11 protein-coding genes are annotated in these 17,207 nt (G+C 70.3%); 3 read left to right on the top strand and 8 right to left on the bottom strand.

What is annotated here, in order from left to right; all coding sequences use genetic code 11:
- Positions 1 to 205 precede the first annotated feature (205 nt).
- Entirely contained in the window at positions 206 to 1,054 is an 849-nt protein-coding gene (locus tag ACRSBM_RS16490; RefSeq protein WP_434444281.1) for an alpha/beta hydrolase, read from the top strand.
- A 203-nt stretch (positions 1,055 to 1,257) separates the two neighbouring features.
- On the opposite strand, the gene ACRSBM_RS16485 is transcribed toward ACRSBM_RS16490, so the two are convergent.
- Both ACRSBM_RS16485 and ACRSBM_RS16480 read right to left on the bottom strand, forming a co-directional pair.
- The gene (locus tag ACRSBM_RS16485; protein WP_434444280.1) at positions 1,258 to 2,274 is read right to left on the bottom strand and encodes a cytochrome d ubiquinol oxidase subunit II; all 1,017 of its coding nucleotides are present in this window, start codon (positions 2,272 to 2,274) and stop codon (positions 1,258 to 1,260) included.
- Positions 2,271 to 3,608, bottom strand: coding sequence for a cytochrome ubiquinol oxidase subunit I (locus tag ACRSBM_RS16480; RefSeq protein ID WP_434444279.1), 1,338 nt, complete (start codon positions 3,606 to 3,608; stop codon positions 2,271 to 2,273). The genes ACRSBM_RS16485 and ACRSBM_RS16480 overlap by 4 nt, the downstream gene beginning before the upstream one ends.
- 285 nt (positions 3,609 to 3,893) lie before the next feature.
- Here ACRSBM_RS16480 and ACRSBM_RS16475 point away from each other — a divergent pair, with 285 nt between their 5' ends.
- Both ACRSBM_RS16475 and ACRSBM_RS16470 read left to right on the top strand, forming a co-directional pair.
- Complete coding sequence (locus ACRSBM_RS16475; protein ID WP_434444278.1) at positions 3,894 to 4,076, top strand: hypothetical protein; 183 nt, start codon at positions 3,894 to 3,896, stop codon at positions 4,074 to 4,076.
- Between the two features lie 152 nt (positions 4,077 to 4,228).
- Positions 4,229 to 4,669 carry a GtrA family protein gene (locus ACRSBM_RS16470; protein WP_434444277.1) on the top strand — a complete coding sequence of 147 codons (441 nt, stop codon included), beginning with the start codon at positions 4,229 to 4,231 and terminating at the stop codon, positions 4,667 to 4,669.
- Here the strand turns inward: ACRSBM_RS16470 and ACRSBM_RS16465 are convergent.
- From ACRSBM_RS16465 to ACRSBM_RS16440, 6 genes are read right to left on the bottom strand one after another with little or no spacing between them, the layout of a single operon-like run.
- Positions 4,666 to 7,026: a discoidin domain-containing protein gene (locus ACRSBM_RS16465; protein WP_434444276.1), complete on the bottom strand. Its 2,361-nt coding sequence runs from the start codon at positions 7,024 to 7,026 to the stop codon at positions 4,666 to 4,668. The genes ACRSBM_RS16470 and ACRSBM_RS16465 overlap by 4 nt on opposite strands.
- Positions 7,023 to 8,546: an ArnT family glycosyltransferase gene (locus ACRSBM_RS16460; protein ID WP_434444275.1), complete on the bottom strand. Its 1,524-nt coding sequence runs from the start codon at positions 8,544 to 8,546 to the stop codon at positions 7,023 to 7,025. Before ACRSBM_RS16460 ends, ACRSBM_RS16465 begins: the two co-directional genes overlap by 4 nt.
- Positions 8,547 to 8,553: 7 nt before the next feature.
- Positions 8,554 to 9,252, bottom strand: a complete 699-nt coding sequence (locus ACRSBM_RS16455) for a methyltransferase domain-containing protein (protein WP_434444274.1) — start codon at positions 9,250 to 9,252, stop codon at positions 8,554 to 8,556.
- The gene (locus ACRSBM_RS16450; protein WP_434444273.1) at positions 9,252 to 10,226 is read right to left on the bottom strand and encodes a glycosyltransferase family 2 protein; all 975 of its coding nucleotides are present in this window, start codon (positions 10,224 to 10,226) and stop codon (positions 9,252 to 9,254) included. The genes ACRSBM_RS16455 and ACRSBM_RS16450 overlap by 1 nt, the downstream gene beginning before the upstream one ends.
- Positions 10,227 to 10,257: 31 nt before the next feature.
- Complete coding sequence (locus ACRSBM_RS16445; protein ID WP_434444272.1) at positions 10,258 to 10,908, bottom strand: PIG-L deacetylase family protein; 651 nt, start codon at positions 10,906 to 10,908, stop codon at positions 10,258 to 10,260.
- Positions 10,905 to 17,207 carry a beta-ketoacyl synthase N-terminal-like domain-containing protein gene (locus ACRSBM_RS16440; protein WP_434444271.1) on the bottom strand — a complete coding sequence of 2,101 codons (6,303 nt, stop codon included), beginning with the start codon at positions 17,205 to 17,207 and terminating at the stop codon, positions 10,905 to 10,907. The genes ACRSBM_RS16445 and ACRSBM_RS16440 overlap by 4 nt, the downstream gene beginning before the upstream one ends.

Raw genomic sequence — 17,207 nt, 5'->3', positions numbered from 1 at the left:
GACCGGGGGTGCTCGGGACGCCGATGGACGCTCTCGTAGCGGCCACGAAGACCAACGCGGAGATCATCGTCTGACCGAGGCAGGCGTCATCGCTCCCGGCAGCAGGCAGACCTCGTGCTCTGGAACGACAACCCCGCTCGAAGACCCGACCACTTCGCCGACCCCGTACTCGTCGTCCAACCCGGACGTGTTGTGAAGGACCTCAATGAGCACCATGTGGCACGGCTGCCTCGCCGACACCGACTACTTCGAGCTGCGTTCCAGCGGTGGACACGACTACGGCGTCTGGGTCACCACGCCGCCGCGCCACGACCCCACCACAGCGCAGACACCCGTCGTGTACGTGCTCGACGGCAACTGGGCGGTGGGCCTGACGGCCCCGCTCATCGTCACCCAGCAGGACCCCATGCAGAAGATCAAGCCGTACATCCAGGTCAGCGTGGGCTACGCGGGCGAGGAAGCGGAGCACTGGGCGAGGCTGCGCAACAGGGACCTCGTGCCACCCGGCGAGCCCGTCGCCCAGGAGTTCCTCGACGCCGTGGAGATGGGAGTCCAGGCGGGTGCGATGACCCGCGAGCAAGCCGACGCCTATCTCGATGAACTGCGAGACACCCAGGCCGACGCGTTCCTGAGCTTCCTCACCTCGGAACTGCACCCCCGGATCGAACGCGACTACGGCACGGCCACAAGCGGTCACGGCCTTTTCGGCTATTCCTACGGTGGGCTCTTCAGCCTCTACGCCTGGCTCGCCGGCACCACGCTCTTCGAGAGCATCGGAGCGGGCAGCCCGGGCGTCGCCAGCGAGGGCAGCCGGGTCTTCACGCAGATCCAGGAGCTGGGCGACCAGCCGGCCAAGCTCCATCTGACCTTCAACGACCGGGAGCTCCTCGGGAACGTGCCCGTCTACCAGAACCTCACGAAGAACGCGGCCACCGTCCTGCACCGCCTCACCTCCCGCGGCGCGGCCGTCACCAGCGAGGTGCTGCGTGAAACGCACGTCACCGGCCTGCAGGCCTCGTTCCTCAGCTACCTCAGGACCTGCCGTGCCTTGTAACCGCTGGAACACCTGGATCGGGCGATCATGCAGAACACCGCGAAGACCACGCCGGCGGAGCGCCGTACCGGGCGGTGATGCAGGCCGTCGCGAGCTGCGACGCGTCAACCACTACGACGAGCACCGACCGCATCAGGCCTTTGCGTGCCGAAAACCGCATCCATGAAGGTCAAGCGACATGGCGATACTCTCGCCGTAAGCCGTCAAGCGCCCGGCTGATCACTGTGATCGGCCGGGCGCTGGAACAGGACGTAGAGGAAGACCAGCGCGGGCACGAGCACCAGCGTCCCGGCCGAGAGCGCGGTGAGCAGTGCGACGAGGGTGGTGCGGCCGGTGGCGGCCTCGTCGACGGTCAGTTCTGGCAGCAGCACGTACGGGTACTGCCCCACCGCCCAGCCGGCCAGGATCGCCGTGACGGCGAGCGCCGAGGCGATCCGGGCGACGGTGTACCGGCGCACCACCAGCAGGCCCAGCGCAGCCAAACCGGCGGCGACCGAGAGCAGCACGACCGGCAGGCCACGGCCGGTCAGCCCGTCGAACAGCACGGGAGCGTCCGCGCGGAGCACCGCGATACCGGCCAGCCCCACCACACCCGTGACGGCAGCGGTCACCAATGCGCGCAAGCGGAACGCCTCGCTCAGCTCGTGTTCGCCGTCGCGGCGGGCGTCACCGCACAGGAACACCGCCGCCAGGTAGGCGCACACCAGCACGGCGAGCGTGCCGCCGAGCAGCGACGTCGGGTTGACCCAGCTGCGTACGACGTCGCCCTCGGCGATGCCGGGTGGCACGCGGCCGGAGGCGACGCCGCCGACCACCGCGCCGAGGAAGAACGGGGTGAACAGCGAGGACAGCGCGAAGGCGGCACCGAAGAAGCGGCGCATTCCCGGCGTGCCAACGCTTTTGCGGTAGGCGAATGCCGCACCGCGGGCGATCATGCCGAAGGCGGCGAGCGTGAGCGGGATGTACAGCGTCGTGACGGCGGCGGCGAACGCGCGGGAGAACCCGGTCCACAGCACGACGAGCACGAAGATCAGCCAGACGTGGTTGGCCTCCCACACCGGGCCGATCGAGCGCTCGATCCGGTCCCGCACACCGCGTCCCCGTTCGGTGCCACCCGCCAGCAGATCCCATACACCGCCACCGAAATCCGCACCGCCGAACAGCGCGTACGCCACCAGACCGGTGAACGCGGCTCCCAGCACCACCTCGGCGAGCGTCACCGTTCCTCCTGCGGCGCGAGCGTGGCGCGATCGCGGGCGAGTCTGCGCAGGACGACCACCGTGAACACGGTCAGCACGGTGTAGATGCCCACGACGGCCACCAAACCCCAGCCCAGTCCTGGCGCCGGGCTCACCGCGTCGGCGGTGCGCAGGATGCCGTAGACGACCCACGGCTGTCTGCCGACCTCGGTGGTGATCCACCCGGCTTCCATCGCGACCACCGCGGCGACACCGGAGACGGCGACGGCGCGCAGGAACCACGCGGTCCGCGGCAGTCGCCGCCGACGCCACCACACCAGGCCGAACCACGCGGCGAGCACCAGCAAGGCCGTGCCGATGCCGACCATGGCGTTGTAGGCCAGGTGCACCACGTTGACAGGTGGCCTCTCATCGGCCGGGAACTCCTCCAGGCCGCGGACCACACCGTCCGGGTCGTGGTGGATCAGCAACGACAGCCCGTAGGGGATTTCCACGGCGTAGTGCAGTTCGTTGTCGCGGTAGATGCCGCCGATCGAGAGCCCCGCACCGGCGGTCGTCTCGTACTGGCCCTCCATGGCGGCGAGCTTCGCCGGCTGGTTGTCGGCGACCACGTTGGCGATCCAGTCCCCCACACCGATCTGCACCGGCGTGATGATCGCGGCGACGGTCAACGGGATCAGCAACCCCGCCCGGTGATAGCGGTCGCGGCGCCCGCGCAGCATCCCGACGGCGTAGACCGAGGCGATCAGGAAGCCGGTGACCATGAACGCCGCCAGCCACATGTGCACGAACTGCGCCCAGGTCGACGGTCCGAACATCGCGGCCCACGGCCGGGCGTCGACGACGTTGCCCTGCTCGTCCAGCCGGAAGCCGGTCGGGTTGTTCATCCAGGCGTTGGCCGCCACCACACAGAACGCCCCCACGATGCCCGCGGCGACCATCGGCAGCGCGCTGAGCATGTGCGCCCGTGGCGACAACCGGTTCCAGCCGAACAGGTACACGCCGACGAAGATCGCCTCCACGAAGAAGGCGAAACCCTCGAGCACGAACGGGAACCCGAACACCTCGCCGAACCGGCCCATCAACCCCGGCCACAGGATGCCCATCTCGAACGACAGCAACGTGCCCGACACCGCGCCGGCGGCGAACAGCACCCCCATCGCCTTCGCCCACTTGTGTGCCAACGCGGTCAGCACCGCGTCACCGCGCCGATGCCCGCGCCACTCGGTGAACACCACGATCGCCGGGAACGCGATGCCGAAGCACGCGAAGATGATGTGCCAGCCCAGCGACAACGCCATCTGCATGCGCGCCGGGTAGAGGTTCTCGGCCGTACCAGCCAGGAGCTCCAGCACAGCCAACACCACACCCTTCGCGCCGCACGCCGCCTCCGCAGCGCGGGAGATACCCTCTGTCCGCGCCGTCAAACATGGTGCCGGGTTCGCGAGTCTCGTGCTCGCTGGGACGAATCGGTTCAGGCCATGGTGGAGGGCTACGACTGGATGCCCGGCCGGCGGCGGATCCATGGCGATGTGGTGCCGACGCGTGTGATGGGTCAGCGTGCCGTGGACTATGCGGGCCGGAGGCGGCGCAGTTCCTCTACGGCGAGAAGAACGTCAACCGCGCTACCCGGTCCGGTGTTGAGCACGCCGTTCGGCCACGGCGCCGTGCACACGCTCGACGGTGACGCCCACCGGCGACGGTGGGAGGTCGCCGTGGTTGGGTGGCCCGCGGACCACGAAGTCGTGTTGTTCGACGGGGCGAGCCGGGCGTTGACTGTGGGCGTGCACCGTCGGGCGGGCGTTCCGCCGGAGACGAACTGAGTCGTTCTTCGTCACCCTCAAAACCGAGATCGGCACCACCGTGTGGACCACCCGAGACGACGTATTCTCGTACCCCCGCTACCACGACCAGGACCGTCTACATTCGACGCGTCCGCGTTCTGGGTTGACTTACCCCGACAGGCTGGATTTCATTGACAGCAAGGGGAATCCCGTCGACCGTCACCAACGCGGAGGACGTCATGCGGGCTTTGGGGGGACAGCTGCTGCGCTTCGCGGCCGTCGGGGTCGCGAGCACACTCGCGTACCTGCTGCTGTACAGCGGATTGCGCGGCGCGATAGGCCCGTTCGCGGCGAACAGCGTGGCGTTGCTGGTGACCGCCGTCGCGAACACGGCGGCGAATCGCAAGCTGACGTTCGGCAAGCAGGGCAGCGAAAAGCTGGCTCGGCAGCACTTCGAGGGACTGGTGGTGTTCGGGCTCGGTCTCGGGCTCACCAACGGCGCGCTGGCACTGCTGGGTGCCGGCGCGCCGCGGGTGGTGGAGCTGACGGTCCTGATGGTCGCCAGCGTCACGACGACGCTAGCGAGGTTCGCGGTCATGCGGTTCTGGGTGTTCCACCCACGTCGCGACTAGCCTATGTGGATGGTCGCCGCCACGCTCGGCGTCCCGGCCGCGTCCAGGGCGAAGAGCAGGTACTCGCCGGGCAGGGCGACGCCCCGGTCAGCGGGCACGGACAGCGAGTAGGTCGTGCCCGCGGACGAGACGATCGGCAGCGGGACGCGGCGCTGGTCGTTGTTGACGGAGTGGGTGACGGCTCCCATTCGGACCAGCGAGAACGCCGTCACCGGACGGTCGGTTCGCACGGAGACGACAGCGCCCGGAGCGGCGAACCGCGGCGCCGTGACGAGGATCGGGCGGTCTCGTGGGGTGCCGTCCGGATTGAGCAGGTACGGCGGGGTGAAGATCTGCCCGTCGAAGTGATTCGTGGTGCACCTGCCGCACAGGCCGCCGCCTCCGGAGAAGATTCGACCGTCCGGCAGGAGATTGGCCACGCTGTGGTAATTGCGCGGCACGGCCATGGTCGCCATCGGGGTGAACTCGCCGGTCGCCGGATCCCACAGTTCCGGGGTCATGGCCGAGGCCTCGTCGCTGAACGGCGCCGCGTGGGCCTGGCCTCCCACCACGAAGACCTTGCCGTCGGGCAGGACGACGCTGTTGCCGAAGGTCCGGGCGTGTCCGAGATCGGCGACGCGCTGGACCACCGGCTGCGCGCCGTTGATGTCCACTGTGTACGCGCGGCGCGTGGCAGGAGCGTCCTGGTAAGCGGTCGCACCGCCCACGGTCAGGATCTTGCCCACGTCGTAGAGGACCGCGTTGCCGTTCATGGCGTCCTGGCTGTCGCCGCGTGGGCCCGCGTCCGTCAGCGAGCCCTCGCCCGCGGTGCTGATCCAGTGCATGGAGCGGGACGGGCCCGCGTGGAAGATCCGGCCGCCGGAGGCCGCGAGGTACCAGCCGTGGTTGTCGGAGCGGTAGATTCCCTGCGGATCGTCCGTCAACGTGCGGTCCACCCGCACGCCGGGGAGCTCACGCCAGCCGGACGACGACCAGACCTCGCCGTGCTTGCCGCCGTTGCCGCCGCTCCACGAGCCGCCGAGTACGAACGCTCCGCCGTCCGGGAGTGCGGTCATGCCCTGGTAGCCGCGGGGGATGCGCAGGCGCGGACCGGCCTGCCAGCTGTCCGTCGCCGGGGTGTAGATGCTGGTCTTGTCGCTGTTGCTGCCGCCCGTGACCATGAGACGGCCGTCCGCCAGTTGGGCGGTGCCGGGACAGAACATGTCGTGACCGGTGGTGAACACCCGCCGTCTGCTCACCGCACCGCTCCCCAGGTCGAGAAGCGCGGTCTCGGTCGAGCCCCACGAACCACCGTTGTCGTCGGCGAGGACGGCCGACCAGGCCAGCATCTTGTTGCCGGGCAAGGTGGCCGTCGCCACCGGCACGATCGGGAAGCCGATCATCTCGCCCCATAAGCCCGCGACCGCCGGGTTCGCGGGTGCGCTCAGAGCGATCTCGGACGCACCGGCGTCACTCGACGCGCTCAGCCGGACGAACCGTGCGATGACCGGTGCGAACGTCGTGCTCTTCTGAAGTTCGTCGTCAGACCACCGGCCGGCGGCGACGGGGTTGAACTCCACACCGTCGGTGCTCGCCTCCACCGTGTACGAGCCGATGCGGCCGACGCCGTCACGGCGTGGCTGGTAGCGCAGTGCCGAGACGGTGACCCGTGCGCCCATGTCGAGGGTGATCCAGCGGCCGCCCTGCCAGAACGTCGCGGGGTCGCCGTCGAGCACACCGCGCCCATCGCCGCTGTCCGTGCCGGCGACGGCCCAGCCCGCGCGAGGCAGCTCGACCAGGCCCGGCAGGGTGCCGGGGTCACCGAGCAGGTTCAGCTCGGCGGCGGAGGACCACGGGCCGCGGTCACCCGCCTCGGAGGTCGCGATGAGCCGCACGAACCTCGTGGCTTGTGCGGGGAAGCTCAACGTCTTCACCGACGCGGTGTCCGCGAGCGTGCCGATCGCGACCGGGGAGGTCCAGGTCACGCCGTTGTGGCTGAGCCTGATCTCGTAGCCGCCGATCGTGCCGTTGCCGCCGCCCGGCCTAGGCAGGTAGACCAGGGCGGACACCACTTGGATCCGGTGCATGTCGATGGTGATCGAGTGCGGCAACGAAGCGGGCGCGACGCGGAACCTGCTGTGCCAGAACGTGCTGTTGTCGCCGTCCAGCACGTTGGCCGCCCAGAACTGGCCGGCGATGATCTCCTCGTCGCTCGCGGACGCGGTCCAGCCCGTGCGCGGCAACGTCGGCGCGTTCGGCGCCATCGCCGCGGCAGGCAAGACATGGTGGCCTGCGGTCGGACCACCTGCGGTGAGCACGGCGACAGCCAGCACCACCGCGCTCACCAGCGCGAGCACGAACGTCCATCTACGTCTCATTCACGACCGTCCCAAGGCAGTGTGGTGTGCCGCAGCTCCGGCCAGAGGCGGTCGATCGGCACGCGCAGGTCTCGGCAGAGGTGGATCGGGGTGTGCGTCTGCTCCTGGTGCACCGGCGAGGTGTGCGGGTCGACGAACGTCCGGCTGAGCTCATGGCTGCCGCAGTTGCGCTTCAGCGGCTCCGGCAGCTCGTCGACGTAGATGACGGTCCTGGTGTCCGGCGGCGGCGGGCCGAAGAAGTACGAGCCCTGCATGTCGCCGTAGACCAACGGCAACGAGTGCTTGTCCCGCAACCGTTCCAGCACGCTCGAACGCCAGTAGTCGCCCGCGATCACCACGGTGGTGTCGCGTTCCGACTCCGGAACCTGCCGCACGACCTCCGACACGGCGACAGCCAGCCCGTCCCAGTCGAACCGGTGGTCCGGCAGCAGGTACCGGTTCACACCGCTCAACCAGCCGGGTCCGACCGGGATCAGCGCCGGCAGCAGCACTGCGACGGTGAGCCCCAGGGCCGGCAGCGCGGTTCCGTTCCACAGCCACCGCCTGCGCTCGGCCAGCTGTCCGAACTGGACCGCGCCGACCGCGATGCCGAGCGGGAACAGCCCGCCGAGGTAGTTGCGGCGCAACTCGACCAGCCACACCAGCGCAACGACGAGGAGGAGCACGACGCCCAGGAACCTGTTGTCACCACCGTGTTTGAGCAGCCACCACGTGCCCCAGCAGAACAGCACCGCGCCGGCGATCCCCAGCCAGGAGAACAACGATGGAAAGAACACCAGATGCCCGCCGAGCGCCTCGGCGTCCGCCCAGATGGCGGGCCCCTCGTCCGCCTGCGGCCAGCCGTTCCGCGCCTGCCAGGCCAGACTCGGGATCGTCGACAGCGCCGCGAGCAACCCGGCCAGCCACACGACCGGTTTGCGGAAGACGTCACGCGGGCCCACCAGCAGGAAGGCCAAGGCCACGACGATCCAGAACACTCCGATGATGTACTTGCCCTGCAACGCGAACGCGGTGGCGAGTCCGATTCCCCACCACAGTCCGTCCCGCCGGGTGCGCGTCCACCGCACCAGCAGCCAGGTCACCGTCGCCCAGCAGGCCATGTCGATCGCGTCCGTCGTCACGGCACGGGTGTGCACCAGCGTGTAGGTGCTGAGCATGAACGCCGCGGCAGCCAGCAGCTGGACTTTGCGCCGTCCTCCGAACTCGCGCGCGATCAGTGCTGTCACGAGGATTCCCGCACACACCGCGAGCACCATCGGCAACCGCAGAAGCATCCGCGAGCCGGGCATGAGCGTGTCGGAGAGCCGGGCCAGCGCGGCCACCAGCGGCGGCTGGTCGGCGTAACCCCAGGCGAGATGGTCTCCCGCCACGAGGAAGAAGTACTCGTCACCGGCGAGCTCGTACCCGTTCTGCGTCACGCAGACGAGCACGCCGAACGCGACGACGAGCGCCGGCACCGCTCGGGACAGCGGTGGCAGCACCGAATGTCGCTCTTCCGTGATCTCGACAGTGGTCGCCATGGTCACCTCATGTCTGTGGACGGCGGGCGTGAACGAGCAGGCTGACTCCTGGCCACCTGCCGACGTCGAGGTACCGCTCGGCGGCGACCACGGCGGCGAGCGCGCGGTTCACCAGCGGATGCGGCTCCTGCAGATCGCTGCCCGACGCCCGTTTGCGCCGCCACGCCGCGACGGGACGCAACAGCACGTTCCAGGACCGGCAGGATCGGATCTCGAACCCGCTGCGCCACAAGAGGGCCTCCAATGACGAACGGGTGTAGCGGCGTACGTGACCGACGGCGACGTCGTGCGCCGACCACAGCCGTGGATCGGCGGGAACGGTCGCGAGGAACGTGCCTCCAGGCTTGAGAACGCGGTGGATCTCGACGGCCGCGGCGTCGTCACGGGAGATGTGTTCCAGCACGTCGAACGCGATGACGAGGTCGGCGGACCGGTCCGCGAAGGGAAGGTGACATGCGTCGGCGCGCACGACGGGCAATCCGCGCGCGGCCGCGATCGCCGCGCCTTCCTCGCCGTACTCCAGCGACGTCGCGCGCCAGCCATGAGCGACCAGCACGCGGGTGTTGCCACCACCGGCGGCACCGATGTCGAGCGCGATGCCCGGTGTCATCCGTCTGATCATCCGGGCGAGCAGGTGCCGCCGCTCCCGGTACCACCAGTGCGAGTCCTCAAGGCGCGCCAGCTTGCGGATCTCCTCGTGGTGCATCAGGAGACCTTCCGCGCGGACGCCGTCTCGGCGGAGTCGTACGCGACGAAGAACACGGGAAGTGCGCTCTGCGCCTTGAGAATCCGGCCGACGTACTCGCCCAGCATCCCGATGCACAACAGCTCGACCGCGGCGAACGCCGACACGATCGTGACCGTGGACGTCCAGCCCGGCACCGCGTGCCCGAGCAGGCCGCCCACCACGCCGTAGCCGGTCGACAGCAGCGCCGCGAGGAACCCCAGCAGCCCGAACCAGGTCGCGAGCCGCAACGGGGCGAGCGACCAGTTGATCACCGACTCCATCGCCAGCCCGACCATCTTCGACAACGGGTACTTCGACCGTCCCGCCGCGCGGCGTTCCCTGCGGTAGCGCACGATCGCGGACGGGAAACCGAGCGCGGGCACCACGACCCGCAGCACCCGCCCGCGTTCGGCCACCGCGAGCACGGCGTCGACGGTGGGACGTGACATCAGCCGGAAGTCGCCGGCGTCGCGTGGTGCGTCCACTCTGGACAAGCGGCGCAGCAGCCGGTAGTACAGGCTCGCGGTGCGCCGTTTGAACGCGCTGTCGCTCGACCTGTTCACCCGCACTGCGTAGACCACGTCGACCTCGCCCGCCCGAGCCTCGGCGAGCAGGTCCTCGATCAGCTCGGGTGGGTCCTGCAGGTCCGCGTCGATCGTGACCACCCACCGCCCGCGAGCCCGCGACAGACCGGCCGACAACGCGGCCTGGTGCCCCGCGTTCGCCCGCAGCCGCACCACCCGCAGCTGCGGCCACGTGCGCCGGGCGCGTTGCAGCAAGACAGGTGTCTGGTCAGCCGACGCGTCGTCGACCGCGATCACCTCGTACCGCACGCGCAGCCCGTCGAGCACCGGGCGCAGTCTGTCGAGGAAGCTCGGCAGCACCTCTTCCTCGTCGTACATCGGGGCGACCACCGACAGCTCGGGCTCCGCCAGGTACTCGATCGCAGCCACTTCTCCCCCGTTCAGCGGCTTCCGCCAACCGTCAGTCCACTTCGGACAGATAAAGCTCCCGCACGATCCGGAACGACTCCGCGTACCTCAGCCTCGGGTCCACCGCGTCCAGCACCCGGCGGTGCACGTGCTGGTGGTGCGACACCGCGGCCAGGTCGTGGAAGACCCGCATGTCGAGCTGCGCCTGCGAACCGAAGCACGCCAGCGCCTTGACCTTGACCGCCATGAGCTCCTCGGTGGCCAGGAAGAACGACGTCGGGTCGAAGCCCGTGCTGTACGGCGCTCGGAAGTGGGTCAGCGCACGGACGTGACCGAGCGCGACCGCCGTCGTCTCCTCCCCCGCGACGCGGTGGTCCAGGTGCTGGTCGTGCGGGAAGTGGGTGTACACCAGGTCAGGCCGCGCATCCTCGATCACGGCGGTGACCTCGTCGCGGACCAGCGCCCGGTGCTCGACGAACCTGGTGTCGGGCACCGGCGAGAACGTGTACTCGCCGACGCCCAGCACGGCACCTGCCCGCAGCGCTTCCTCCCGTCTCGGCTCGGAGCCGTCCGGATCCGGCGTTCCGATCGTCAGGCAGTGCACCCGCACGGCGTCACCGGACCGCACGTGAGCGTGGATCCGCATGGCCATCGCGAGCTCGGCGTCATCCGGGTGCGCGGCGACCACGAGCACAGCGGTCATCGCGGCCCCCACTCGGCCGGCACCTTCAGCCGCAGGCCCTCGACGGACACCAGGACTCGTCCGCGAGCATCGGTCATCTTCAGGTCGTAGCCCCCGGTGCGTGCGACCGAGACGAACACGTGCTTCTCGCCGGGGGTTCGACCTGGGTAGAGCACGACCTTGCCGAACGCCGCGGGCAGGCCGTGATCCATGTTCTCCGACTGGACCGCGAACACCGCCCGCAGCGCCGTGTCGAACTCCGGCGGATCGACGATGCTCCCGCCGGCTCGAAACGCCGGCTCCGCGCACGTGAACCGTCCGGCGGCCGCGAAGTCCGGGTGCGCCACGGCGTGCAGCCGGGTGGCGAACCGGCCGGTGTAGTCGATGCCGAACCGGGCCGCCTCCTCCACCACGTCCGGACCGTCGCCGACGCGCTGGACCTTCGCGAGATCCACCTCGTCCCGCCCGGTCGTGGCCTTCCAGGAAGCCGTCGCCACCAGCACCGACCCCGGTCCCGGCAGATCACCGCGCAGCACCGGGGTCGTCTCCAGGCGAAGCTGGTCGCCCGTGACGACCACCCGCGTGGGCCGGCGGCCGGAGCGACCGAGCACCAAACCCTGGTGGAACACCACGTCGCGCAGCTCCAGCCGTTCCGGAACCGTGCCGGTCCCGGCCACGACCGCCTCGGCCAGCTGTTCCACCAGCTGCACCGCCGCGATCCGCACTCCACCGCGAACCCGGTGGCCCGCGAGGTCGGCATCACGGGGGTCAGCCGCGTCGTACAGCCGGTGAACCGTCGTGGTGGCGCCGGATCGGGTCGTCGCGTCGACCAGCCACCACCGCTCACCCGGCGGAGTGGGCGTGCTCGTCCACCGCCGGGCGAGTGCGGGCAACGGCACCGGCAGCAGCACGACGTGCGAAGCCAGCGTCGGCGCGGTTGCCACCACGTCCTCGGACCAGCGGGCACCGGCGTCCGGGTCGAGGTAGCGGAAACCCTTGCCCTCCAGACGACGTTTGGTCTCCGGATCCGCGGCCATCCCGACCTGGTTCCACGCGGGCCAGCCGACGTACTGCGCCACGACCCCCGGCCGTTGCGCCCGCAGCCTCGCGGTCGCCTTCGCCAGGTACTCGTTGGCACAGGAGTAGTCCGTCTGGCCGGGCAGCCCGACCGCGCCGGACACCGAACCGTGCGCGACGAACAGCCGCAGACCATCTCCGGCGAGGTCGATCAGCGTGTGGCAACCCAAGACCTTCACCGCGACGGTGTCCTCCCACTCGCGGGCGGGCTTGGCGGTGATGCGGCTGGACCGCTCGACGCCGGCACCGTGGACGACCGTGCGGACCACCTTGCCGCGCAACCGCTCCCGCAACGCCCGCATACCGGCCACGTCGCAGACGTCGACCAGCTCGTGCGCCACCCGCACACCCGCCCTGGCGAGCCTGGCCAGCGTGACCCTGGCCTCCAACGCCCGCCGGTGCCGCCGCCACTCGCGTTCGAACTCGTGCAGCGACCGTTGCGGCTTGCTTCGACGCCATTCGAGGAGGTGATCGGTCTTGCGGTCTTCAGCGAGCTCGCGCAGGCACTCTTCTTCCGTGCGCTCAGCCGCCGGCGTGCGACTCAGCAGGACCAGCAAGCCCTTCGAGTCGTTCAGCCGTTGCGCGGCGGCACAGACCATCTCGGCGACGATTCCCGTGGTACCACCGGAAACCACCACCACGGCATCCGGCTCGCGCAGTGCGTCGAGCAGTCCCGGTCCAGACGCCTGGCCCGGCGGCAACGGCGCCAGCTCCGTGCGCCACCAGTCGCGGGCGTCCATGCCTAACTCGTGGTGGCCCGCAAGTGGGCGGCCCAGTTCCACGATCCGTCGTGCCGCGGAAGAACGAGCGTCCAGACCGACGTCGAGGACGGCGGTGGCGGCCTCCGGGTACTCCTGGCCCAGCGCACGGGTGAAGCCGGTGAGCGCGCCACCCGCCGGGTTGAGCAACGACCGCGAGGAACCCAGTCGTCCGTCCACAGTGGTCACGACGAGCAGGCCGCCGGGTGAGCGCAGATCCCAGCCGGTGGCCAGTTCCGCGGTGACCGCTCTCAGTTCGGCGAGCTCTGCCATCGTGGCCTGCGCACCGGGTACTCCTTCCTCGGCCTGCTCGGCGGCAACCCAGACGAGCCAGTCAGCCTCGGAGCACACGTCGGCGCCCGCGGCCCCGAGAGCGTCCGCGACTTCCGTGGCCAGAGCACGATCCGGCCCGGCCACTCGCACGGACACGCCACGCCAGGACGTGCCGGTGTAGGGTTCCGCGGCCACCGCAACCGGTGTGAACAGGGCGAATTCCCCAGGATCCGCCTGCACCGGCTCGAGTCCGGCCACCCACAGGCCTTCAGCCAGCCGGTGCAGGCCACTGCGCGCCGAGGTGACCCCGGGCAGCGCGAGATGCGGCTCGTCACCGAGCACGGCGTCGACCGAGCGGCTCAACGAGCGGCCCGCGCCGCACTCGACGAACCTGCGCGAGTCCTCAGCGGCCTGGCGGATGAGCACGTCGAGCCGGACCGGCTCGGTGTAGAGCGCGGCCAGCGAGGTCCTGATCGCCTCGGGATCGGCCGGGTAAAGCCCGTTCAGCGCGGCCGAGTAGACGGGGATGAGCGGTGGGGACACCTCGATCTCGTCGAGCACGGCACGCAGCCGGGACACCGCGCCGTCGAGCAGCGGCGTGTGGAACGGCAGGTGCACGTCGAGCCTGGTGCAGCTGATCTGCTCGGCGGCCGCGGCGGCGATCACCTGCTCGATCGCGTCCGCCCAGCCGGAGATCACGCAGAACGCTGGTCCGTTGACCGTGCCGAGGTAGGCACCCGGCACCGCGTCCACCAGCCGGGCAACCGTCTCGGGCGCGGCGAAGACCGCGGCCATCAGGCCCGCGCGGCCGTCGACGACTTCTTCCGCGAACTCGCCGCGCGCCCAGCACGCCCGCAGGGCCTCGTGGAACGGCAGCACACCCGCCGCGACGAGGGCGCCGAACTCCCCGGCGCTGTGGCCGAGCAGCACGGCGTCGTCCGGCCGGAACCACCGCCACACCAGGTGGGCGGACAGCAGACCGAGCACCTGGGAGGTGCCGGACCGTGCGGCCAGGTCGCCGAGATCGGTGAGTTCTCCGGACTCCAGCGCCCCGGCGATGATCCGTCCGGGCTCGCCGAGCACCTCGGGCAGTGCGGCCACCGCGTCCGCGCCACCGTTGCGCGCCAGCCAGGACACCACGGCGAAGTCCTTCGTGCCCGCCTGGCCGGGGAACAACGCCACGGCAGGTCCGGTGCGGACCGCCGGGCCTGCCCAGACCGCGGACTCCGTCACCTCGGCGACGCGGGCCCCGGCCGCGCGCAGACGGGAAGCGAGAACGGCGCGTTGAGCTCGAGCGACCTTCGAGGTGGGAGCGAAGACCGCCGCACGCCACTGGCCCGTACTGCCGGCGGTGCCGGAATCGAGCCGGTCGGCCAGGTCCACGGCGCTTTCGGCGGCGAACCTGGGAGAGCCGGCAGTCCGCACATCCGTGCGCCCGGACGTCGTCGGGACGTACTCGTCCACGATCGCGTGGAAGTTCGTCCCTCCGAGGCCGAACGAGTTCAGTCCGGCACGGCGCGGCGAGCCACCGTTGGCCGGCCACTCCGCCGCCCGGTCCACGATCCGGACCTTGCCGGCGAGGCTCGCCGCCAGGTCACCGGGCGAGCTGAACCCCGGCGTCGCGACCATGGTGCGGTTCCGCAGGCACAGCACGACCTTCAGCAGGCCCGCGAAGCCCGCCACCGACTTCAGGTGGCCGTAGTTGCCCTTCACGCTGCCCAGTGCGACCTCGCGGCCCGCGGTCGCCATCTCCTCGGCGATCACCTGCAGCTCGGAGGAGTCGCCGAGCACGTTGCCCGCGCCGTGACCCTCGACGTACTGGACGGTGGACGGATCGATGCCCGCCAAGGCATACGCACGGCGCACGACCTCGCGACGGCCGCGCACCTGCGGGGCCAGCATGCTGCGACCCCTGCCGTCGCTGTTGCCGACGCATTCGCGGATCACCGCGAGGATCTCGTCGCCGTCGCGTTCGGCGTCGGACAGCCGCTTCAACGTGAACACCGCGGCGCCCGAGCCGATGACGAAGCCGTCGGCTGTGCGGTCATAGGGGCGGCCTTCTCCCGTCGCGGACAGCGAGCCGATGGCCGAGAGCGCCACCTGGTTCGTCACGTCGATGCCGATGCTCGAACCACCGACGACCGCGAAGTCCAACCCACCTGCCCGCAGTTCCTGGATTGCCAAGGACAACGCGGCCAGGCCCGACGCGCAGGCCGAGTTCACCGATACCGCCGCGCCGAGCAGGTCGAGGCCGCCCGCGACCCTGCTGGCGCCGAGCACACCCTGACCGGCGACCGAGGCGTTCTCCGTCACCGCGCCCAGGCCCAGGTCCGGGTCGGCGAAGATCTCCGCCGCGAGCGACGGGTCCTGGACGTGCCGGGTCAGTTCCTCCTGCCAGCGCTGGAACATCAGGTTGCGGATGAGGCTGTTGCGGCCGTCGCTGTCGAGGATGTCGGTGACGAACACACCCGAACGGGCGCGAACCGCGGGATCGTCCGGCAGCACGTTCTGCGCGGCCAGCTGGGACACCGCGTTCAGCAGGAGCAGGTGGTCGTCGAACATCTCGCGCGCGACCTTCGGCAGGATACGCCAGCGCGCGGGTTCCGCCAGCACGGGCTTGTCCACAATGGACGAAACCGGGCAGGTCGTGCGGTCGCGGTGAGAGCTGTCGCCGGAGTGGAACTTCTCGAACTCGCGGATGTACCCGGCCAGCTGCTTTCGCACCGCCGTGGTCTGGCTGAGGTGCTCCCACACGCCGGAGACGTCGTTCGCGTCCGGCATGATCGCGGCCATCCCGGTGATCGCGACGGGCTCGCGGCGCGGCACGGCTGAGACAGGCCTCGAGCCGGCCGCGGACTCGACGATCATGTGATAGTTCACGCCGCCGACGCCGAAGCTGCTCACCGCGACACGACGCGGGCCAGGCGCCAGTTCCTCCGTCTGCTGAGCCAGTCGCAGCTTGTCCGCGTGCTCGGTGACGAATGCCGCCGGAGTCTCGACCCCGACGGACGGTGGGATGCGGCCGCGGTCGAAGACGTAGAGGGCCCGCAACAGACCCACCATGCCCGCGACCTCGACGGTGTGCCCGACCATGGACTTGGCCGAGCCGAACGGGATCGCGTCGCGATAGCCGGTGGTGCCGTAGGTGGCGAGCATCGCCGCGTGCTCGGCGCGGTCACCGACCTGGGTGGCCGTGCCGTGGGCCTCGATGTAGTCGATCTGCTCTCCAGGCGTGAACTCGCCTTCCTCCCAGGCACGGGTGATGGCCAGTTCCTCGGCGCGTTGCGACGGCGACCACGGCGCGGTGCCTCGGCCATTGGAGCTGCGACCGATCGAACGGATCACACCGAGCACCGGCATGCCTTGCGCGACCGCGTCCTCCGCCCGCACGAGCGCGACCATCACCGCGCCCTCGCCAGGGACGTACCCGCAGGCGCCGGCGTCGAACGGGAAGGAAGGGCCGGGCGCGGAGGCCTGCGCCTTCGACGACACGACGGTCATCTCAGCCGCCTGCACGCCGATCGCCGCCACCAGCGCCATGTCACACGTGCCGTCGCGCAGAGAGAGACACGCGGCGCGCAGCGCGGCCAGCGAGCTCGCACAGTTGGCGTCGACGGCCATCTGCGGTCCGCGCAGATCGAAGTAGTTCGCGATGCGCCCGGCCAGGATGTTGCCGTTGACCGCCGCGTCCTCGCGCAGGTGCGGGAACCGTTCCTGAAACCCGCGATTGAAGAAGTCGACCTCGTCCGCCAGGTCGGGCCGCAGTTGGCTCGCCTTGCGCGACCATTCCTCACTGGAGTGATAGGCGACCATGCTGAGCTGGGTGCCGAGGGTGCCGCCGACATTGGCGACCCACACGCCCGTGCTGTCCTTCGGCAGCCGGCCTGCCTCGTCGAGCGGGCCCACGACCCGTTGGCCGAGTTCCAGCGCCAGCCGGTGTGTCAGGTCCATTCCGGACAATTGCTTCGGCGGCAGCTTCGGCGGCTTGGAGAACTCCCACTCCGGCAGCAACGCCACGGTGTCGCTGCGGCCGCGGTTGACCGCGTGGGGATCGGCCGAGTGGTAGATCGACCGGTCCAGCCACGTCTCGGGCGCCGGCGCGATCGCCGTCCGGCCCTCGTCCAGCGCGCGCCAGAACGCGGGCCGGTCCACCGCACCAGGCAGCAGGCACTCGCTCGCGACGATCGCGACCGGTTCGAACAACCGCGCCAC

It is taken from the genome of Lentzea xerophila (genome assembly GCF_051094245.1).
Classification (GTDB): domain Bacteria; phylum Actinomycetota; class Actinomycetes; order Mycobacteriales; family Pseudonocardiaceae; genus Lentzea; species Lentzea xerophila.
Note: the sequence above shows the minus strand (reverse complement) of the source record. Positions and strands in the feature narration are given on the sequence as shown.